General features: G+C 62.9%; 16 protein-coding genes and 1 pseudogene. 3 read left to right on the top strand and 14 right to left on the bottom strand.

The window, feature by feature from the left end; genetic code table 11:
* Positions 1–62 precede the first annotated feature (62 nt).
* Positions 63–878, top strand: coding sequence for an SDR family oxidoreductase (locus DU478_RS19000; protein ID WP_114512577.1), 816 nt, complete (start codon positions 63–65; stop codon positions 876–878).
* 634 nt (positions 879–1,512) lie between these two features.
* Here the strand turns inward: DU478_RS19000 and DU478_RS18995 are convergent.
* From DU478_RS18995 to DU478_RS18950, 10 genes and pseudogenes are all read right to left on the bottom strand, one after another.
* Positions 1,513–1,734: pseudogene (locus DU478_RS18995) on the bottom strand (transposase); the annotation flags it as partial.
* Positions 1,735–2,119: 385 nt separating this feature from the next.
* Positions 2,120–2,995, bottom strand: coding sequence for a formate/nitrite transporter family protein (locus DU478_RS18990; RefSeq protein ID WP_114512539.1), 876 nt, complete (start codon positions 2,993–2,995; stop codon positions 2,120–2,122).
* A gap of 621 nt (positions 2,996–3,616) precedes the next feature.
* The gene (locus DU478_RS18985) at positions 3,617–4,345 is read right to left on the bottom strand and encodes a cytochrome c oxidase assembly protein (RefSeq protein ID WP_114512538.1); all 729 of its coding nucleotides are present in this window, start codon (positions 4,343–4,345) and stop codon (positions 3,617–3,619) included.
* 15 nt (positions 4,346–4,360) lie between these two features.
* On the bottom strand, positions 4,361–4,687 hold the full coding sequence (locus DU478_RS18980) for a hypothetical protein (protein ID WP_114512537.1): 327 nt from the start codon (positions 4,685–4,687) through the stop codon (positions 4,361–4,363).
* Positions 4,684–7,188: a cytochrome c oxidase subunit I gene (gene ctaD, locus DU478_RS18975; RefSeq protein WP_114512536.1), complete on the bottom strand. Its 2,505-nt coding sequence runs from the start codon at positions 7,186–7,188 to the stop codon at positions 4,684–4,686. Before ctaD ends, DU478_RS18980 begins: the two co-directional genes overlap by 4 nt.
* Positions 7,185–8,120, bottom strand: coding sequence for a cytochrome c oxidase subunit II (gene coxB / locus DU478_RS18970; RefSeq protein WP_114512535.1), 936 nt, complete (start codon positions 8,118–8,120; stop codon positions 7,185–7,187). The genes ctaD and coxB overlap by 4 nt, the downstream gene beginning before the upstream one ends.
* Positions 8,117–8,644 carry a c-type cytochrome gene (locus DU478_RS23200; RefSeq protein ID WP_199488380.1) on the bottom strand — a complete coding sequence of 176 codons (528 nt, stop codon included), beginning with the start codon at positions 8,642–8,644 and terminating at the stop codon, positions 8,117–8,119. The genes coxB and DU478_RS23200 overlap by 4 nt, the downstream gene beginning before the upstream one ends.
* A gap of 7 nt (positions 8,645–8,651) precedes the next feature.
* On the bottom strand, positions 8,652–9,437 hold the full coding sequence (locus DU478_RS18960; RefSeq protein WP_114512533.1) for a c-type cytochrome: 786 nt from the start codon (positions 9,435–9,437) through the stop codon (positions 8,652–8,654).
* A gap of 12 nt (positions 9,438–9,449) precedes the next feature.
* Positions 9,450–11,234, bottom strand: a complete 1,785-nt coding sequence (locus tag DU478_RS18955; protein ID WP_114512532.1) for a GMC family oxidoreductase — start codon at positions 11,232–11,234, stop codon at positions 9,450–9,452.
* A 3-nt stretch (positions 11,235–11,237) separates the two neighbouring features.
* Entirely contained in the window at positions 11,238–11,936 is a 699-nt protein-coding gene (locus tag DU478_RS18950; protein ID WP_233501428.1) for a gluconate 2-dehydrogenase subunit 3 family protein, read from the bottom strand.
* Between the two features lie 483 nt (positions 11,937–12,419).
* Between DU478_RS18950 and DU478_RS18945 the strand changes: the two genes are divergently transcribed.
* On the top strand, positions 12,420–13,616 hold the full coding sequence (locus tag DU478_RS18945) for a mechanosensitive ion channel family protein (protein WP_114512531.1): 1,197 nt from the start codon (positions 12,420–12,422) through the stop codon (positions 13,614–13,616).
* A gap of 106 nt (positions 13,617–13,722) precedes the next feature.
* Here DU478_RS18945 and DU478_RS18940 read toward each other — a convergent pair whose 3' ends face one another.
* From DU478_RS18940 to DU478_RS18925, 4 genes are all read right to left on the bottom strand, one after another.
* Positions 13,723–15,150: a PRC-barrel domain-containing protein gene (locus DU478_RS18940; protein WP_114512530.1), complete on the bottom strand. Its 1,428-nt coding sequence runs from the start codon at positions 15,148–15,150 to the stop codon at positions 13,723–13,725.
* Between the two features lie 125 nt (positions 15,151–15,275).
* Positions 15,276–16,361, bottom strand: coding sequence for an AI-2E family transporter (locus DU478_RS18935; protein ID WP_114512575.1), 1,086 nt, complete (start codon positions 16,359–16,361; stop codon positions 15,276–15,278).
* Between the two features lie 104 nt (positions 16,362–16,465).
* Positions 16,466–18,016 (bottom strand): alpha-amylase family glycosyl hydrolase, encoded by a 1,551-nt coding sequence (locus tag DU478_RS18930; protein WP_158545814.1) that lies wholly within the window; start codon positions 18,014–18,016, stop codon positions 16,466–16,468.
* Positions 18,009–18,863 (bottom strand): SDR family oxidoreductase, encoded by an 855-nt coding sequence (locus DU478_RS18925; RefSeq protein WP_114512528.1) that lies wholly within the window; start codon positions 18,861–18,863, stop codon positions 18,009–18,011. The genes DU478_RS18930 and DU478_RS18925 overlap by 8 nt, the downstream gene beginning before the upstream one ends.
* Positions 18,864–19,053: 190 nt before the next feature.
* Here DU478_RS18925 and DU478_RS18920 point away from each other — a divergent pair, with 190 nt between their 5' ends.
* Complete coding sequence (locus DU478_RS18920; protein WP_114512527.1) at positions 19,054–19,296, top strand: hypothetical protein; 243 nt, start codon at positions 19,054–19,056, stop codon at positions 19,294–19,296.
* The last annotated feature ends 139 nt before the right edge of the window (positions 19,297–19,435 follow it).

Below are 19,435 nucleotides of genomic sequence, written 5' to 3'. Positions count from 1 at the left end.
CGGCAAGGCGATTTGCCGGAAAGCAACCCATGGCCCCAGCGGGCCCCTTCAAGGAGATCATGATGACAGATCACCTCGATGACCTGTTGCCCCCAGTGGAATACATTACCGACGCTTACACAGGCTCCGACAAGCTGAAGGACAAGCGCGTTCTGATCACCGGTGGCGACAGCGGCATCGGCCGCGCCGTCGCGCTGCACATGGCCCGGGAGGGCGCGCGCGTGGCCATCCTATATCACTCCGATACCGACAGCGCCGCAGAGACCCGCGCAGGGATCGAAGCGGAAGGCGCCGAGGCGCTGATCATGCAAGGCGACATCGGCAATTCCGACAGTTGTGCGGTCACCGTCGCTGCCGTGGTCGACGCTTGGGGCGGAATCGATGTTCTGGTCAACAATGCCGGGATGCAGATGCCCTTCAAACGCCAGGCCGATATTTCGGATGCCGTCTGGCAGAAGCATTTCGACGTCAACATGAACGGCATCTTCTACACCTCCCGTGCAGCGCTCGAGCACATGTCCGAAGGAGCCAGCATCATCAACACGACCTCTCTCAACGCCTATGTCGGGGACGCCGCACTCGTGCCCTACACCGCCACCAAGGGGGCGGTCGTGGCGTACACGCGGGCACTGGCGCTGGAACTGATGGACCGGGGGATCCGCGTCAATCAGGTGGCACCGGGCCCGGTTGCCACCGAGATCCAGCAGGTCTTCAATGATTTCGATGAAAAGATGCTGAAAGAAATGTCCTCTCCCATGGGGCGTCTCGGTCAGCCGCGTGAGCTCGGTCCGGCCTATGTCTTTCTCGCCTGTCAGGACAGCAGCTTCGTCACGGGGCAGACGCTTCACGTGAACGGAGGCATAATCGTAAATGGATGATACGCACGCAGCCAAGGTTGAGACCGCTGGTTGTGCGGAATGCGAGGATCGAGCCCCGAGGCGACCGGCAAGCGTGCCAAAGCTTTAACAAAACCCGGTGAAAGCACCTATTTTCCGGCTCTGAGATGAGACAGTTGAGCTGCACAGCATTGCGTGGCTTAGGGATGGAACTGGACCTTTACCGAGGAGACACCTCAAACACATGTTTCCTCGCATCCCGAGCACTTGCTTCCCTCAGATCGACCAAATTGGTTTGCGGCGGCGGCATAAGGTCACCTGCGCCGCTTTTGCATGTTGGCAATCCAGACGGGTCTGGCGAACTCTTTTCTCGTCCGATACGATTAAGGTTATCCTGTCATCGGTCTGACGATCTTGTCCCGGCTGTGTTCCGCTCCGCAATGTCTGCTCATTTATTGGGATATGTTATGACTTACCTTCGCACGCCGGTTCCTTCAGGAGGCGGATCCTTCATTAGAGCCCGTGGAGTGCGCCAATGCCAACGCCGCCTCGACGGCTGACAGGCACTATCCGGAAAATCTGTTTCAAACGAATGATAGGCCAATTCGGCTCTTTCCCGCCTTTGTGAAACGAGCAAGTGTATCTCTCAAGTGGCTTGACTGGGCCATTCAGACGAGACCTCCAGCACGATCCGTCCGGCACGCTTGTCTCGATTGCGGTTGCGGCATCCGTTCCGCTGCGCCTCCCTCATCGGCGAGCGGAAGCCGATCGCCGCGCTCTTCCTCGCCTCGATCTCGGCCTCCATGATCCGCTCGGCGACAAAGGCCAGTGTCTCTCGCACGAGATCGCCATTGGCGTTCGGCGCGGCGCACGGACCGCCGGCGCGCTCGCTCCTCACTCTCAATCACTCGATCAGAGCCATTCTGTCGTCTTTCATTGTCATCTCCGGTCTAGGTTTTAGATTTCGCACCTGCAACCTTTCCGAAGATCGGCGGCGACCGCCAGCGTTGCCGGCGGCCTCCGACATCACCAACCGGGGAGCTGCCTCATGCGCCTCCCGCCATGGTCAACGATCATCGGGTCGATGCCCTTTCGCAAGCGGTGGAATTCTTCAATCGCCATCTCAGGAACCAAAATAATCTGAATTGCCAAAGGGGAGGCTGGATAATAGCCGCTTGGCAGCTCCTAGCTTTAGGTCAACGGAAATTTGCTTGTAAGATGTGATAAAGGATTGCTCCGGCGGGCCCCGAATTTGGTCCGAGCTCCAAGAAACCTTTTGGTTTTTATCCTTGCGCTACCTCGTTCTTGACCTGCCCCCAGGCGAGCAGGGTAAAAATCGCCGTGCCGCCGATGATGTTTCCGGCCAGGACCGGCAGAAAGAAGCCGAAGATCGCGGTGATCGGATCAAGCTCCTGCATCCAAAGCAGAACGCCCATCTCGACCGATCCGGCGACGACGTGGGAAAAATTTCCTGCCCCGATGAGCCAGGTAAAGGTCACAATGATCATGAAAGCGCTGCCGCGTGCCGACGGCATCATCCACACGATACCAGCCACCAGCACACCGGCCGGGATCGCGCCTATGAAACTCTGCCACGGCCCCATTCCGACCGCGTGACGCGAAAGCGTGGCGAGTGCGTCGGACAACTCCGGGCCGAGCACGTCCGTCAGCGCGAGAAACGCCGCCGCCGACAGCGCGCCGAGGGTATTGGCCGCCAGGACGATCGCCCAGAGTTTCAGCATCTTGGCCAGGCAGGTGATCGACCACCGCGACATGGCAGGCAGGACAGTGGTGATCGTGTTCTCCGTGAAGAGCTGCATCCGACCGAGGACGACCACCAGGAAGCCGAACGAATATCCAAGATTCTCGATCAGGAATCCGGCACCATCGCCACCGCCCAGATAAGCGCGCAGGATGGTTTCGCCGAGGATCGACAGGCTGATCAGCAGGCCCGCGGCGATGCCCGACCAGATCAGCGATACCGTGGGACGCTCCAGCTCGGCTTCGCCGTCGCGGCGAATGACCTCATAGATCAGGCGAGCGCTGAGACGCGTGGCATCCGTGACCGTGGCCTCTTCGACCTGAGGCCGCTTTTCGTTCTGGTTTTCCCGGGTTCCGACTGCCTTTTCGGGCCGCTTGTCGTTGGCATCAATCGTCATTGCATGTCTCTGGCCAAGGGTGTGTGCGTTGCGGCGGGCCTAGCGTTCGCGGTCGAGACACGATTGCCGGGCGCGGTTGCCTCTTCCGCGCGCCTTGATCCGTGCGGTCGAACTGCGATGAAGACGTGTGAATTGTCCGAGCCATACTGCCCTCCGTGCGTGTTGCAATCTTGCGGCCCACGCCAGGGCCATGATCCGGCGCGACCGCACCAATGCCGTGATTGGTCGTTGGCGCGCCTGCGGACCGTCGCCTGCCGAACTTCGGCGATCCGCCGAGCATCTTGCCGATGCGCGCATCCTGTTGTCCGATGCTCCGGGGGCGGGTGTCTTCGCATCGCTGGGACTCGGTCGGGCAGACACACCGAGTACTTGTTTCGCCGATGACGTGTTTTCGGTTTCGTTTCAGCAGATCGCGGTTCATCGCCACCTCGCCTGCGCTGCCGCAAAACGTGACGCAGCGCGAATGGTTCCGATAACGGCCGGCCTTGCACCCGGAACCGGCAAGGTCGCGCCATGCAAGTGGCGGCGCAAATTCTTTCCAGTTCACGGGCATCCAAGCGCCGGGCTGCCGCGCTTCACCTCCACGGCTCTTCAATGGCAGGCCAGGCTTCGCCGGAATTCCTATCTGGCTGCCTCAGCCACGTCGGCGGCGCCGCCTCTCACGAAGCGCCAGGTCAGCCCGGCGATGACCAGAAGCATGAGCGCGCCACCCCCGACCCACATGATGGCGCCTGCCAGCTGCTGATCGGCGAGGGGGCTGATCCCGTACGGCAGCGTCGTCATCAGGTGCCATCCGTGCCAAATATCGCGCGACACAAGCAAGAGGACGGACAGCAGCGTCATCTGCCCAGCCGTCAGAGCAACTCCCAGTGCGACGGTTCCGGGGGTGTCGTCCAGCGCGCCACGCACGCTGCTCCATAGCAGGATGGCCGCCCCGAAGGTCGTCAGGTGCATCGACCAGTAGGTCAGGTCGGATTGCAGCGTCGCGCCGTAAGGTCCCGGCACATGCCAAAACCAGAACACCGCAGCGAAGACCCCCGCGACAGGCACAACCGGCAGCCGCGGCCTGGGCAGCGCCCGGGCCAGCAGCGGCGCGGCGATCAGGACCAGGATAAGGTGCTGCGCCACGCGCGCCGAGAACAGCGCCATGGATGCGGCGCAGAGCGGCGAGACGAAGAGCAGCGCCGTCAGCGACCACCCCAGAAACGCCGCGCGGCGGTTGGTGGCTACGACGGCCAGCAGCCCCGCGAAAGCCCCGAGTCCTGCCATCAGCATCGGATCGACGGTCCAGCGCGTCCAGAGCTCGTGCGGCACGGGTGGCGTTCCACAGAAGGGGGTATAGGGGTCCATGTCAGCTCCTTCGTATCATCCGCAGCCGCCCATCAGCACGACCGGCGCCGCGTTGAACAGGATCGCGAGGGCCGAGATTATACTCGACCAGCGCGCCGCGCGCTCAAAGTCGCTGCGTCCCCGGCGGCGCGCTCCGACAATGGCCCACAGCGCAGCGGGCGGCGTGACGACCAGCACCAGAAGGCTTGCCCAGAACGGATCGATCAGCCCGCGCTGCGCGCAGGCCGCGGAAAGCGCTGCGTACACCAGGACGAAATGCGCCGCCCAGATCAGCGCCGGCCGCAGGATGTCGCGCAGCACGGGCAGCAGCTTGTCGGACGGCAGGCCATTCTTGTGTATCATGACAGACCTTCGATATGCGGTGCGAGAAGGACAACGACGGCGATCAGAACCATCACCCCTGTCGCGAGGCCGAAACTGCCGCGATTGAGGTCCGGGACGCGGTGGTGCGGCGCGACCTGACCGAAAAGCTTGCGGACCGCCAGGAACAGGCTCCAGAACGCCATGACGAACAGCATGACGCCGACGAACCCGGCCATGACCCAGAGCGTGGCCGCCACGGCGGTGTCCCGCGGATCGATTTGCAGCATCGCGACAAAAAGTCCGGCGCCCGTGGCCACCGCCGACAGCAGCACCGGCACGTCAAGCCCGAGCCTCGGCCCCTTGTGCGCCGCGACCTTTGACGACGCGATCAGGACCAAAGCAAGCCCACCGGCCACCGCCGCCCAGAGCGGATCGGCAAGACCGGCGATGGTGGTGAAATCCGGATGCACGTTCCAAAGGTAGAGGACCGAGAACAACAGCGACCCGTAAAGCGCCGCGAGCACCAATAGCGTACCGATGGTCGCGATATGGGTATGCCCCAGCCGATCCGCGACATTCACGGGCAGCACGCCTTCGGGACCGGTGTCAACAGTCTCCCCGGTCTGCGACGGCTCCCACGCCCAGAGGGCGAAACAGACCAGCATCGCCACCAGCGCGGCCCCGGCGATCACGTAAGCGCTTGCCAAGGTCGCCACCGCCGCCACCGCGATGGTCGCGGCCGCCCAGAGCGGCACCCACGTCGGTTTCGGCAGCCGCACGATCTGCAACGGCTCTCCGGTGACCGGATGGCAGCCGACGGTTTCGCGCATCCCGTGGGACGCGCCGCGCAGGACACCTTCGGCGAGATGCGCATGTTCGCGCAGTAGCTCCGGCTGATCCCAGAGCGGCTCGCGGGAATGGACGCGCGGGATTGCGTGAAAATTGTGACCTGGCGCGATGGGCGGATACAGCCATTCCAGCGTGCCCGCGCCCCAGGGATCGCGCGGCGCGAGCGGCCCTGACATGCGGTGCCGCAGGAAATCCCAGACAAAGACCAGGACCCCCGCCGCGAGGATGTAGCTGCCCAGCGTGGAAAGCAGGTTGAGCCGGTCCCAGCCCAGCCCTTCGGGATAGGTGGCGACCCGGCGCGGCATGCCCCGCAGGCCCGTCAGGTGCATCAGGAAGAAGGTGATGTGGAACCCCGTGAACATCAGCCAGAAGGCCCAGCGCCCCAGCCGTTCGGACATCATCCGCCCGGTGAAATGCGGACTCCAGTAGTAGAACGCCCCCACCAGCGGGAAAACCATGCCGCCGATCAGGACGTAATGCAGGTGGGCCACGACGAAATAGCTGTCATGGGCCTGCCAGTTGAACGGCACGCTGGCCAGCATCACGCCGGTCAGCCCGCCGATGACGAAGATGAACAGGAACCCGAGGATGAACAGCATCGGCACGGTCAGCCGCGGTCGGCCCTGCGCGAGGGTGAAGATGAACGAGAAAATCTGTACGCCGGTCGGGATCGCCACCATGGTCGAGGCCGCGGAAAACAGCGTCAGCGAAATGGTCGGCAGCCCGGTGGCGAACATGTGATGCGCCCAGAGGCCGAAGCTGATGAAGCCCATGGTCACCACCGCCGCCACGGCAAAGCCGTAACCGAAGAGCGGTTTGCCGACGAAGGTCGGCAGCATCGTCGCCACCATCCCGGCCGCGGGCAGGAAGATGATGTAGACCTCGGGATGTCCGAAGAGCCAGAAAAGGTGCTGCCAGAGCAGCGGATCGCCCCCTGCGGTCACGTCGAAGAAGGGCAGGCCGGCCACGCGCTCGATCTCGAGAAGGATGGATCCGATGATCAGCGGCGGAAAGCCGATGGCGATCATGAATGCGGTGACAAGCATGTACCAGGCAAAGATAGGCATCCGCGTCAGGCTCATCCCCGGTGCGCGTGTACAGAGGACGGCGGCGATGATCTCGACCGCCGCGGTGACGCTGGCGATCTCGGCGAAGGTGATGCCGATGAGCCAGAAATCCGCGGACAGTCCGGGCGTGTACTGGCTTGTGGACAGGGGCGTGTACATGAACCACCCGCCATCCGGCGCCGCGTCGAAGAGGAATGACGACAGCACGATGATTCCGCCGAAGAGGTAGCACCAGTAACCGAAGGCGCCCATCCGCGGAAAGATCAGGTCCCGCGCGCCCAGCATCAGGGGCAGCAGGTAGACGGCGAACCCTTCGAGGATCGGGATCGCGAACAGAAACATCATCAGCGTGCCGTGCATGGTGAAGACTTGGTTGTAGGTCTCCGCATCGAGGAAGGTGTTGTTCGGCACGATCAGCTGGGTGCGGACCAGCAGAGCCAGGAATCCCGCAATCAGGAAAAAGACCAGCCCGGTGACTATGAACCGCTGGCCCACGACCCTGTGACTGACCGAAGACAGGATGCGCCAGCCCGGCGGCGTCGCCCAGGCAGCCTCGAACTCGGGCATTTCATCGTGCAGCACCGGGCCTTGCACGGGGCGGTCGGAGGCGCTCGTGTCGGTCATTTCAGGCTCTCCAGGTAATGTGCGACGGCGCGCAGGTCCGGGCCGGAGAGGTGGTTGTAGGAGGGCATCTGCGCGCCGGGCTTCATGTCCTGCACATCGGCGATCCAGCCCGCGAGGTTGCCGACGTTCATCGCCCACATGCCCGCGCCAAGGCTCGCCCGTCCGCCCACGCGGGTCAGGTCGGGACCGATCCGCGCGCCCTCGGCAACACCGCGGATCGCGTGACAGGCCGGGCAACCGGCCTCGATGAAGACGTCGCGCCCACGCGTGCGCTGAAGCGTGTCGGCATCCCGTGCCTCCGTTTCCAGGCCGTCCAGGTAAGCGGCGTAATTCTCGGTGGACACCACAACGACCTCGAAGGCCATGAGCGGATGAGACAGGCCGCAAAATTCGGCGCATTGTCCGCGAAAGCGCCCGATCCGGGTCGCGGTCACCGTGAGCGCGTTTGTCCGGCCCGGGATCATGTCCATCTTGCCGCTGATGCTGGGCACCCAGAAGGAATGGATCACGTCCTCCGACTTCAGCCGCAGGGTGACCGGCTGGTCGACGGGCAGCACGATCTCGTTGGCGTCACGCAGGCTGCGGTCGCGGGGATCGTGGATCACGTCCCACCAGTACTGGTGGCCCGTGACCTCGATCACCGCGGGCTCCTCGTCGACCTCACCGATGGCCGCAAGGGTCAGGGACGACCCGACCACCAGCAGCGCCAGCGTAATCACCGGCACCACGACTCCGCCGGTCCAGACCCACCAGGGACGGACGTTGGTTTCGCGCCGCCAGGCCCACCAGGCGACGCCCATCACTGCGACAAAGATCACGGCGGCGGCCACCGTCATCACGACGGTCAGGACCAGGGTCATCTCCGCCCCGGTGCCGGCGCCGACAAGCGCCGTCTGCGTGTCGAATCGGCCAAGGGTGGTTTCGCCATTCATGGCGCACCTGTCAGGCTCAGCAAGTAGGCCGCCATGTCCGCGGCATCCGCCTCGGTCACGCTCATGTCCGGCATGGCGGTGTCGGGCGCGAAGAGCGGCGGGTCGATCAGCCAGCGTTGCAGGTTTCCGGGCGCATTGGTCAGAATGCCGGCGATGTAGGCCCGGTCGGCGAAGCCCGCCAGCGATGGGCCGACCGTGCCGCGCGCGCCCGCGACGCCGGGGATCACGTGGCAGGCGCCGCAGCCGTATCGCACCATCGCGTCGGGGCCACGGTCGGATTGCGCATCGAGAAGCTTCACCTGCATCGCGGACCAGTTGGGACGGTCCGCGACCGGATTACCGGCGTACCATTGCGTTAAGCGCTCCCACCCCGCCCCGACACGGGACACCATCGCGCCGACCGGGTCGTTCGAAGGGCTGGCGAGGGACCAGGCGACCACCGACGCTGTCGCCGCCAAGGCACCGACGGTGACGAGACCCAGCCCCGCTTTTCCGAATGTCCTGTGTTCCGCGCCATCCGGCATCGGTGACCTACCCGTCGTCGGAAGTGGTCAGCGGATTGTGCACGCGGTAGTAGTATTCGCTGACCGCGCGCATGTCCTCGTTCGTCATCTTGCTGGCGATCGCGGACATCACGTCCATCGCGTCGTTGTCGCGCACCCCCTCTTTCCAGAGCTCGAGCTGGTAGACCATGTAGTTGGCGTACTGCCCGGCGAGATACGGCACCGAGGGCGGATTGCCCGTGCCCTGCGGGCCGTGGCAGTTGACGCAGGCGGGAATACCCTTTTCGGCATTGCCCACCGCCGCCAACTGCCCGCCCCATTGCAGAAGTTCCTGGTCGGCGGGGGGCATCGGGCCGACCACCGGCGCTTCGACGGCGGCATAGTAGGCGGCCACCGCCTCGCGTTCGCGGTCGGTCAGACGCTGCGCAATGCCCGACATGACCTCGTTCGGGCGGTCGCCCGAGGCGTAATCGTTCAGCTGCTTGTAGCTGTACCAGCCCGGCAGACCCGCGAGGCGCGGAAAGGCCCCGGCGCCGTCGCCCTGCCCCTTGCCGCCGTGACAGGTGATGCACGCCATGCCGGACCCGCCGTTTTCGGCGCCGCCCATGGCGACGAGGCGACCGAGCTCGAACAGCTCGTCATCCTCCTCCTGCACGCCGAGGGTGGCGTTGAAAAGCGTCCGTTCGTCGTTGAGGCGCGCCTCGAGAGCATCGATACGCGGCGTTTCGGATTGGTCCTGCGCGAATGTCAGCATCGGCGCCAAAGCGGCGGCGGCGATCCCGGCGACGATCAGTTTTGTGCGTGCTTCGGTCATGTCCAGCCTCCTTCAGGCGTCCATCAAGGGCCTTGGATTCCCCAGGTAGTCGTTCTTGAGATGATCGAGCGTCCAGTAGGCCAGCCCCATCAACGGACCCGTGGGGTTGTAACCAAGGTTCTGCGGAAACAGACAGGCGCCGAAGACGAAGACGTTGTGATGCTCCCACATCTGGCCGTATCGATTCACGACGCTCGTCGCGGGATCGGTGCCGATCACGGCGCCGCCGACGTTGTGCGTGGTCTGGTAGGGAACGATCGTGTAATCCTTGCCCGGCGCGGCCAGGTTGACCGATGACACGGAGGTCACGTTGTCCATGTTGCGCGCAATCTCGACCGTGCGGTTCATGACGTATTCGCTCATCTTCCGATCGTTCTCGGGAAAGTTGAAGGTCATCCGCATCAACGGCCGGCCGAAGGCGTCTTTCCAGGTCGGATCGAGGTCGAGGTAGTTTTCGGGCGTCGACATGCTCGATCCGTGGATCACCATGTCGGCATGGTGCAGGTAGTTGTCGCGCACCGCGCGCTTCCATTCGCGCCCCCAGGACGGCGTGCCTTCGGGAACCGGTTGATAGCTGATCGGCCGCCCATGATACTGCTTGCAGGCGATATAGCCGCCGCCAACGAAACCCAGGTCGGTGTGATCGAAGTTGTCGCCGTTGAAGTCGTCCACCACGACACCCATCGCCCCGGCGCCCATGAAGGGATTGGTGATGATCTCGTCGTCGAAGAAGGCATCGACCGCGGCAATCGTCTGGTAGCTGTAGTTGCGTCCGACCGTCCCGGTCCGGGTCTCGGGATCGTAAGGAGTGCCAAGGCCGGAGACGAGCATCAGATGCACGTTCCACAAGGCATAGGCGTTCATGCAGATGGTATCGGCGGGCTGGAACACCTCGCGGCCCTGGTCGTCGATGTAGGTGACGCCCGTGGCGGTCTTGCCGTCCTCGGATTTCTCCACCCGAAGCACGGTCGATTTGAACCGGATCTCGAAGTTCTCGTGTTCCTTGATCCGGTCGTAGACACAGATGATCGGATCGGCCTTGGCAAAGTATCCGCAGCCGAAGCGTTCGCAGAACCCGCAATAGGTGCAGGGGTGCAACTGGGCGCCGTAGGGATTTTCGTAGGCCTTGGTGACATTGGCCGACGGCATCGGGAAGGGATGCAGTCCCATCTCGTCCGCGGCCTTGCCGAACAGGGTGTTCGAGATCGGCTGCTTCATCGCCGGATTGGGATAGTCGTTGCGGCGCGGACCCTCGAAAACATTGCCGCCGTCGCGGCTTTCGCCGTTCAGGTTGCCGGCGTAACCCGCCGCGCCGCAGATCTTCTCGAAAAAGTCCAGGTGCGGTTCGAGCTCGTCGTAGGTGACGCCCCAGTCCTGAACCGACAGGTCGTCGGGCAGGACGTCCGACCCGTAGCGGTCGACGTAATGCGAGCGCATCTCGAGGTCGGACGGCAGCGGCCGCCAGATTTGGCCGTTCCAGTGGATCCCGGCGCCGCCCAACCCCTCTCCGGGCAGGAAAGACCCGAGCCGCCGCATGGGCAAGGCTCTCTGGTCGCGACTGTTGCGGAAGGTCAGCGTGTTCTGCTTCACATCCATCATATGCGTGTAGCGCAGCGCGTATTTCAGCTCGTCGTGTTCTTCAGGCCCAGCAAAACTGGTGGCATCGTGACGATGATCGCCGCGCTCGAGGATCACGCAGCGCTGGCCGGCATGGGCGAGCTCGTAAGCGGCCGTGAGGCCGGTCCAGCCTCCGCCAATGATGACGACGTCTGTCTTGGGAAGTGTCTTGTCGGGCATCGCTCAGCCCTCCTGCCGTTTGGTGACCCGCGGCAGTCCGCCATCGCCGCCGGGATCGTGATTGATACCCATCGGAGGCTGCGGGTAAGGGACATTGTGGTTGGCGACGAAGGACGGGTAATAGGCATGTGCCCCGGGAAAGCCGACCATGCGCCATCCGGCGTAATCGGAATTGCCGCCGTAGATCGGGTCCGCGAAATATCCCTGGTTGGTCAGCTGCCAGAGTTCGTCGAAAAACGCCCTTGCCGGGACATCGCCGAGATCGACATCATCTTCCGAAAGCCGCGTGAGCATGTCCTCGCGCCTCGACTCTTCGCCGTCGGCAAACCCCGGCTCGGCTTCGCCGAACGCGTTCAGTCCGCGGCGCATCAGTTCTGCGGGTGTGAAGGGCAATTGGTAGCCCTGCGATTCTGAACCTTCGGGGAAAGGCCCCTCCAGATAAAGTCCTTCGCCTTGGCCATAAGGTCCGGCCAGCTGAAGATCGATGAAATCGACCACCCCGGCTTCGGAGGCGCTCGGAAAGTCGTCCTTGGGAATGAGCGTGTCGCACATCGACGCCAACAGCCGGGCTTGCGTGTCGGCCAGAAAGAAAAACGCCCGATCGTCGAGTTGTGCAAATGCGTGGCGCGCCGGAGCCAGGGATGCCGCCATGGTCGCGGCAAGACCGTTCAACACAGCACGTCGGGAGTAGGTTGGGATCATCACGACCTCCTCTCGGTGATGTGTTCTTAACAGGCGGGGTCCGGCTGATGTTCCTGAAAAACTGAAATGGACCCGGCAAACGGACCGACTGCGGCGGAACGACAAGAGAAGCGATGCGAGGGTATACTCCGTTTCGATCTGCCGAACGGCATCGAGGCTGCCGACGATCATTCAACAAGTCCGCAGCGCGAAATATTGTCTTACATCAGAGTCTTGATGGATGACCGTTCGGCGATTTGCCAGTCGCGGCCGAAACCGCGACACGGGACGCGCCGGTAGGGATTGGCAAAGCCGGGTTTGTCCGCGCGCCGCTCCGCAAATTCTCGTCGCATTTTTTCCGGTCCATCGCCTACCGGATGGACATCACACGTTAGGACCTTCGGCCACTTTAATTCGAAGAACAAAGACAGGAATTTCTCTGTTGGAACAACACCGGGCAAACATGCGTTTTTCCGACTCAATCGTATAGTCACGCAGCTTTGTATGGATATTCAGCAGTTTCTGACGCCGCTTGATCGGCTAATCGACTGGCTTCCAGATTTTGCGGTGCCGATGGCCTGGGTCGGGTCGGCGATCCTCGCGTCTCTTGTCCTGCACAAGCTGATCTTTCGCATCATCTTCGGCAATCTCGAGAACCGTTTCGGGCTCAAAGCCTCCTTGGTGCGCAAGTCGCGCCGCCCCTTGCGGCTGGGGTTCGCGCTCCTCGCATTGGTCCTGACGGTCCCCCGTGTGAACCTGCCGAATGCCTTGAAGGATCCGCTGGGTCACGCAGCGCTGATCATGTTGATTGTCCTGATCGGCTGGACCGCGCTCGTTCTGATCAACCACTTCGCCGACCGGTCCGCGCGGCACTACCGGCTGGATGTCGAGGACAATTTCCTGGCCCGCAAGTACGTGACCCAGCTGCGGGTACTGCGCCGGACCACCAATATCGTCATCGTCATCTTTACGTCCATCGCGGTGCTTCTGACCTTCGAGAGTGTCCAGGAATACGGCGTAAGCCTCTTCGCGTCCGCCGGTGCGGCCGGGCTTGTCCTGGGCCTCGCGGCGCGGCCCGTGCTTGCAAACCTGATCGCGGGCATCCAGATCGCCGTGACCCAGCCCATCCGGCTGGATGACGTGGTGATCGTCGAGAACGAATGGGGCTGGATCGAGGAAATCTTTGCGACCTACGTCATCGTCCGGATCTGGGATCGGCGCCGGCTGGTCGTGCCGCTCTCCTATTTCATCGAACAGCCCTTCCAGAACTGGACACGCGAAAGCGCCGCGATCATCGGCGCCATCACCTGGCAGCTCGACTACACCGCACCGCTCGATGAGATGCGGAACAAGGCAGAGGAGTTCGCACGCGCAAGCGACAACTGGGACGGCGACGTGTTCAACCTGCAAGTCACGGACACCGACAAGGACACGATCACCATCCGTGTGCTGGTCAGCGCCGTCAATTCTCCCAAGGCCTGGGACCTGCGCTGCGAAATCCGGGAAAAGATGATCGTCTGGCTGCAGGAAACCCATCCCGAAGCCCTGCCCCGCCTGCGTGGCGAACTGCGCGCGATACCCGGAAACGAACCGCCTCGGGACGCCCGCACGTCTTCGCGCGCAAGGCCAAGGCGGGAGGGTCCGACCGGCCCGGAAGAGAGCGCCGACGCGGGCGAGGGCGAGACAGCGGGGCAATCCTGAGATCAGATGGCGTGAAACGGCGCCACGTGCCAGCCGGCACCGCACAACGAAAAGGGCCGCCCGAAGGCGACCCCTTTGCAGAGCTTTGAAACTCGGAGCGCCCAGGTTACTGGGTCCAGCGCTCCATCTCTTCCAGCTCGGATTGCGTCTGATTGACGCTCACGCGCACATCGCCATAGGCGGTATCCACGCTTTCGTCGATCTGAAGATCGTCGTAGCTGATGGCCACGGGCTTTTCGCCTATGCCGAGGAAACCACCGACATCGATGACCACTTCGGACACGTCGCCACCATTTTCCATCACGAGGCTGGACACGTTGCCGATCTCGTCACCGTTAGCGCCGTAGACGGGTGCGCCGTCCAGCTCTTCCGCGGTAAGCATCGTGTCGGACGCGTCTTGGCTCATCCCGTCGTTTCCGGCGTCGGCCTGTGCGTTCTGATTGCTGGTTCCCGACTGGTTTTGATCGGTAGCAGCTGCGGTTTCGGTGCCTTGCTCCATCTGGTCGGAGCTCTGATCCGATGCGGTTTCGGAGCCCATTTGACCAGAGTTCTGGTTCGCAGCCGTTTCACCGTCGTTGCGGTTCGCAGAGTCGGCCGTGCTGGCCGCCATGTCGTCGCTGGACATGTACTGCTCGCCGTTCTGTTCGGACGCGGCCTGATCGTATTCCTCGCGCTCTTCAAGCGCGGAGCGATCACCGGTGAAGACAACGAACCATTCGTTGTCAGCGTCGCTGTCGCTGTCACGGACAAAGCGCAGCTCGTCCATCGTGGTTTCGACGGTCTTTTCGTTCATGCCGAGGAAACCACCGGCATCCAGCGTCACCGATTTGATGCCGCCGTCACGAGAAATGATTACGCCGCCAATTTCACCGACACGTTCCCACGTGTCGTCGGCTTCGGCCACCTCAGAGGGAATTTCGTCGCCGGTCGATCCTTCGCCGGGAATGTAGACCGGGTGACCGCTCAGCTCGGAGGCGCGGATCGTGAGACCGTCCTGCTGCGTCTCGGCGTTTTGCATGTCGGACTGAGAGCCATCCGCGTTCTGCGCGTTCTGCTGGTCGGAAGCCGAGGTCATGCCTTGGCTCTTGGCCTCTGCCGCGTCGAATTCCTCGCTCTCGGACAGGGTGACCTTGTCGCCGGTGTAGACGACGTAAAACTCGTCGTCGTTCTCGCCCGGCTTGAACGAAACGCTTTCGGTGGTCAGACCGAGCTTTTCGGCCTCGGCGTTGGCGTTTTCGTTCGGCGTCAGGACGACGGTGGACACGTTGCCCGATCCGTCGACGAAGACGTCGGAAACCGAGCCGATCTCGGTCCAGCTTTCGGGGACCTCACCGATCTGACCGGAGTCGACCGCTGCGGCGCTGCCGTCTTCGGGCATGTACACGGTTGCATCCATCAGGTTGGATATACGCACTTCATTTTCGCCTACGGTCACGGACATTTCGGTCTTCGCGCCGGAATGCTGTTCTGCGGCGAGCGGCAGAGCCGACATCGCCACGATTGCTGTTGTCGTAAGGAGCCGTTTCATGAACATTTCCTTTCGCTTGCTTGGTGAATTTACAGTTCATCGGCGTTGCGATGATCTGGGGAGAAAACGAGAACAACCGTGAGCCGTTCCTGAAAAATAGGCGGAATTTCACAGGAACATCAGGGCGGGCGTCAGCGTTCTGGCGCGTCTTCGTCCTGTCCATGATCCGGGTCTACCGCATCTGGCGGCATCGGCAGCTCGCCGAGGACATCGAAGAGCTTGACCAGCACAAGCGTGACCGGGATAGCCACGATCCCGCCCAGCGCGCCCCACATCCAGAGCCAGAAACACAAGGACGCAAAGACCACGAAGGGATTGATCGCCACGTTCTTGCCAACCAGGGCGGGGGTTACGAACTGCGCCTCGATCATGTTCAGCATGATGAAGAGCACGGGCGGCATGAAGCTCCAGGCCCCGTCGAAAACAAGGATGCCAGCCAGCAAAAGAGAGGATGCGACCACCAGCGGGCCGAGGTAGAGCACGAAGTTCATCAGGCAGGCCAACAGCCCCCAGACCACCGCTCCGGGCATGGAAAGCAGGGTGAGGCCGCTTGCCAGCGCGGTACCAAGACCGACATTGATCAGCGAAATCGTGAGGAAATAGCGCGCGACGACGAGTTCCGCATTGCAGAAGCGCTGAAGCAGGATGTCGGTTGCCTTCTCGTTGCCGATCTTCCGTGCGATGGCACGGTAGACCTCGTCGCGGGTCAGCAGGAAGAAAAACACGCCGCCGAAAAAGATCATCATCTGCACAAGGATCTGCGGCGCAAGGAACAGCGCGTCGGTCATCGACGGCAGCGGCGCCGCGGTCCCGATGGTTTCGGCGTTGCCTGCCTCCGAGGTCTCCGCGGCCGCGCCGTCCGAGACCTGCTCCATGCCTCCGAGAAAGGCCTGGTAGTCGTGCAGAAGCGACCGGATCTCCCATTTGATCGCGGGCACGCTTTCCACGACCTCCCAGATGTAGGGCTCGAGCAGGTAGGCGAGCGTTCCGAGCAATGCGAAGAAGACAAGCATCAGAGCGAAGACGCTGATCCACCGCGGCAGCCCCAACCGGTCGACGCGATCTGCGGTCGGGGCAAAGACGATGCCCATCACGATGGCCAGCAGCAGCGGGGCCGCGACATCTTCGGCGATCATCAGCGCGCCAAGCACGGTCAGTCCGGTCAGGATGACCGCGCAACTGCGCAGAACGGGATCGAACGTAACCTTCCGTCGCATGGAGAAAGAACAGGATGCCCGGGGCATCGGTTCCGGAGGGCTTATGCCACCGCTCCTTTTTCGCGATGCAAGGCAGTTTGGCGGACGTCGCGTAGGAATTCGCTCTACCGGCGCCAGATGGCGCCGCCGCCGGGCGGCAGTCCCAACGGGGTCAGCGCATGGCTGCACAGGTTTGGCGGAGCTTCGGGCGCGGGCATGTGCCGGTCCGATTGGTTGAACCGGGCCAGCCAGTCGCCAGACCCGGTCGTCAGGAACAGCTCGAGCTGGCCCGGCTTCGGCTCCTTCCAACTCACGCGATGCGCGCCGAATCCGTGTTCCTTGCGAAATCCGATCACCGCGCGGAAGAACGACAGCACCCCGTCACGGCCGCCCGCCGCGACCGACACACCCTCGGGCCAACGCATCGGCAGCCAGGGCGTCCCGTAGGTGAAACCGTACCGCGGCGGCGTTTCGGTCCAGGGTATCGGAATCCGTGCCTCTTCGCGTCCAGGGCCGTCCGGCCAGTACATGAGGTCGAAGGGATCCGCGACTTCGTCGCGGGACAGCTCCACGCGCGGCAGCGCCAGTTCCTCGCCCTGGTAGACCATCATCGGGCCGGGCAGGATGGCCTGAAGCAGCAGGTAAAACCGCGCCGTTCCAGGTGTCGCCGCCGCCCGCCGCGGCTGATCGTGAGAGGTCATCCACCAGGCGATTGCTCCATCCCCGGCGCCGCGATCCATCATGTCGACCACCGTCGCGACGCTGCCATCGCTCTCTGGCAGGTCGACGACATAGGCGGCATCAAGCCCCTCGGGGCAAACAAAGTCGCGCGCCACCTCGACCGAATTGTTTCCGGTGTTGATCTCTCCGAGAAGCCAGACGTCCTGCCCGGCCCAGTCGCGCAAGAGCTGCGCATAGCTCGCGCCGTCGCCGGGCAGCAGGTCGTAGACGTGGTTCTGCATCGAGTAGGGATTGTTTTCCGCCGCCGCCATGCGGTGTCGCGTCTCCGGCCGCGCAGGCGGGTTGTCCGGAAGCCGCTCGTCGAACAGGTAGGCCGACACCGCGTCCAGCCGAAAGCCGTCAACGCCCCGGTTCAGCCAGAACCGCATTTCGTCCCGGTGCTTCGCCTGCACATCCGCATTCCGGAGATTGAAGCTGGGCTGCGAAGGCAGGTACTGGTGAAGATAGTATTGCTGCCGCTTGTGGTTCCAGGTCCAGGCGGGAGGCCCGAAGAAGCTGAGCCAGTTGTTGGGCGCCGTGCCGTCGGGTTTTGCGTCGCGCCAGACATAGGCCGCGGCGCAACTCTCGTTACCTTGGATTGATCGCAGGAAAAGCTCGTGCTGGTCCGAACTGTGGTTCAGCACCTGGTCGACGATGACCAGAAGACCCAGATCGTGTGCGCGCTCGACCAGCCGGTCGAAATCCGCCAAGGTTCCAAAGCGGGGATCGACAACACGGTGGTCGATGACGTCGTATCCGCCGTCTTCGAACCCGGTCAGGAAAAACGGCGCAATCCAGACTGCGTCGACCCCAAGCGAAGCAATATAGTCCAGACCGCTCGTGATGCCGTTGAGATCGCCCTCGCCAGAGCCCGTCGTGTCGCGGAAAGAGCGCGGGTAGATCTCGTAGATGACCGGGGCCGTTGGCCAACGGCCCCGGCCGGGCCTATCAGGCATTGACCACGACGCCACCGTTGGGATGCAGGGTCTGACCGTGGAAATAGCTGCCATCGGAAGAGGCGAGGAACAGGTAGGATGTCGCAACCTCCCACGGCTGGCCCGGACGGCCCAACGGTACTTGACTTCCGAAATCCTCGACGTCTTCGGCCGGTATGGAACCAGGAATGAAGGGGGTCCAGATCGGGCCCGGCGCCACGGCATTGACGCGGATGCCGCGGTCGACCACCTGGTTCGCGATCGAACGCGAAAACGCCAGGGACGCGCCCCGTGTCGTCGAATAGGCGACCAACCCGCCATTGCCCTTGAACGCGTTGACCGAGCTGGTCGTGATGATCGACCCACCTTCGGGCAGATGCGGCAAGGCAGCCTGGGTGCAAAAGAAAAGGGCCAGCACGTTGCTGTCGATCATCCGACGCAATTTCGCCTCTTCCAGCTCCTCGATCGGCGCATCAAGCCATTGCATCGCGGCGTTGTTGATCAGGATGTCAAGCTTGCCCAGCTTTTCGACCGTTTGCCGCACGGCGTCTTCGGCGTGCGACTTGTCCGCGATGTCGCCCTTGATCAGCAGCGCTTCGCTGCCCTCGTCCTCGACCAGGCGCCTGGTCTCTTCCGCATCCTTGTCCTCGTCGAGATAGGCGATGGCAACACGTGCGCCTTCGCGCGCGAAGAGCACGGATACGGCGCGTCCGATGCCGCTGTCGCCGCCGGTGATCAGGGCCACCTGGCCGTCCAGCTTGCCGACGCCCGCATGGCGCGGCATGTAGTCCGGTGCCGGGTCCATCTTGTGTTCGTCGGCCGGCATGTTGTTTTGCGACTGCGGCGGGATCTTGACGTCATCGGGCATGATGTTCTCCTTGCGGTGTCGAACGTGCTTTGATGTTCAATCAACCCTGCCCCGCCGCGACTGTTCCGTATGAATTCGAAACCGGACCGGGCCGCGCGGCATCAGCGACCGGGAACCGGACCCGCCCGGCGTCATTGATTTCCCGTACGGTCGCACGATCCCGTCCCCAAAACCAAAAGACAGCCGAGCCATGGACCTGATGGAAATCTTTCGCTGGACAGCGTCGATCGCGACCATTCTTGCATCGGTTTGCGTGGCCTGGGGACGACCGGCACGGCTTGTCGCAGTGGGGTTCATTCTTTTCACGCTGGCCAGCATCAGCTGGGTGATCGTGGGCATGAATCAGGACAAATCCGCCCTGCTGGCACAAAACGCGTTCCTGCTTTGCGTGAATGTTTGGGGATTGCTGCGATGGTGGTCCCGTGACGATTAACGCAGATATGTCCGGTCTTTTCCTAACAGAGCACTTTCCGAAAAGGTGCCTGATTGTGGGTCATTCCGCATCCCGATGAAAGCCAATCTCTTGAAACCTCGTTGATGAATTTACCAAAAATTAATAACTTGTTTTGCCG

The sequence above is a fragment of the Thalassococcus profundi genome, from assembly GCF_003344785.1.
Classification (GTDB): Bacteria; Pseudomonadota; Alphaproteobacteria; order Rhodobacterales; family Rhodobacteraceae; genus Puniceibacterium; species Puniceibacterium profundi.
The sequence above is the reverse complement of the archived record's forward strand: the minus strand, read 5'-3'. Positions and strand labels throughout refer to the sequence as shown.

Bases quoted from the DNA above. Each gene is read 5' to 3' on its own strand.
- DU478_RS18990 (WP_114512539.1), bottom strand. From the start codon at position 2,995: ATGACGATTGATGCCAACGACAAGCGGCCCGAAAAGGCAGTCGGAACC.
- DU478_RS18985 (WP_114512538.1), bottom strand. From the start codon at position 4,345: ATGGACCCCTATACCCCCTTCTGTGGAACGCCACCCGTGCCGCACGAG.
- DU478_RS19000 (WP_114512577.1), top strand. From the start codon at position 63: ATGACAGATCACCTCGATGACCTGTTGCCCCCAGTGGAATACATTACC.
- coxB (WP_114512535.1), bottom strand. From the start codon at position 8,120: ATGAATGGCGAAACCACCCTTGGCCGATTCGACACGCAGACGGCGCTT.
- DU478_RS18980 (WP_114512537.1), bottom strand. From the start codon at position 4,687: ATGATACACAAGAATGGCCTGCCGTCCGACAAGCTGCTGCCCGTGCTG.
- DU478_RS18950 (WP_233501428.1), bottom strand. From the start codon at position 11,936: ATGATCCCAACCTACTCCCGACGTGCTGTGTTGAACGGTCTTGCCGCG.
- DU478_RS18940 (WP_114512530.1), bottom strand. From the start codon at position 15,150: ATGTTCATGAAACGGCTCCTTACGACAACAGCAATCGTGGCGATGTCG.
- DU478_RS18920 (WP_114512527.1), top strand. From the start codon at position 19,054: ATGGACCTGATGGAAATCTTTCGCTGGACAGCGTCGATCGCGACCATT.
- DU478_RS18955 (WP_114512532.1), bottom strand. From the start codon at position 11,234: ATGCCCGACAAGACACTTCCCAAGACAGACGTCGTCATCATTGGCGGA.
- DU478_RS18960 (WP_114512533.1), bottom strand. From the start codon at position 9,437: ATGACCGAAGCACGCACAAAACTGATCGTCGCCGGGATCGCCGCCGCC.
- DU478_RS18930 (WP_158545814.1), bottom strand. From the start codon at position 18,016: ATGCCTGATAGGCCCGGCCGGGGCCGTTGGCCAACGGCCCCGGTCATC.
- DU478_RS18925 (WP_114512528.1), bottom strand. From the start codon at position 18,863: ATGCCCGATGACGTCAAGATCCCGCCGCAGTCGCAAAACAACATGCCG.
- DU478_RS23200 (WP_199488380.1), bottom strand. From the start codon at position 8,644: ATGCCGGATGGCGCGGAACACAGGACATTCGGAAAAGCGGGGCTGGGT.
- DU478_RS18945 (WP_114512531.1), top strand. From the start codon at position 12,420: ATGGATATTCAGCAGTTTCTGACGCCGCTTGATCGGCTAATCGACTGG.
- DU478_RS18935 (WP_114512575.1), bottom strand. From the start codon at position 16,361: ATGCGACGGAAGGTTACGTTCGATCCCGTTCTGCGCAGTTGCGCGGTC.
- ctaD (WP_114512536.1), bottom strand. From the start codon at position 7,188: ATGACCGACACGAGCGCCTCCGACCGCCCCGTGCAAGGCCCGGTGCTG.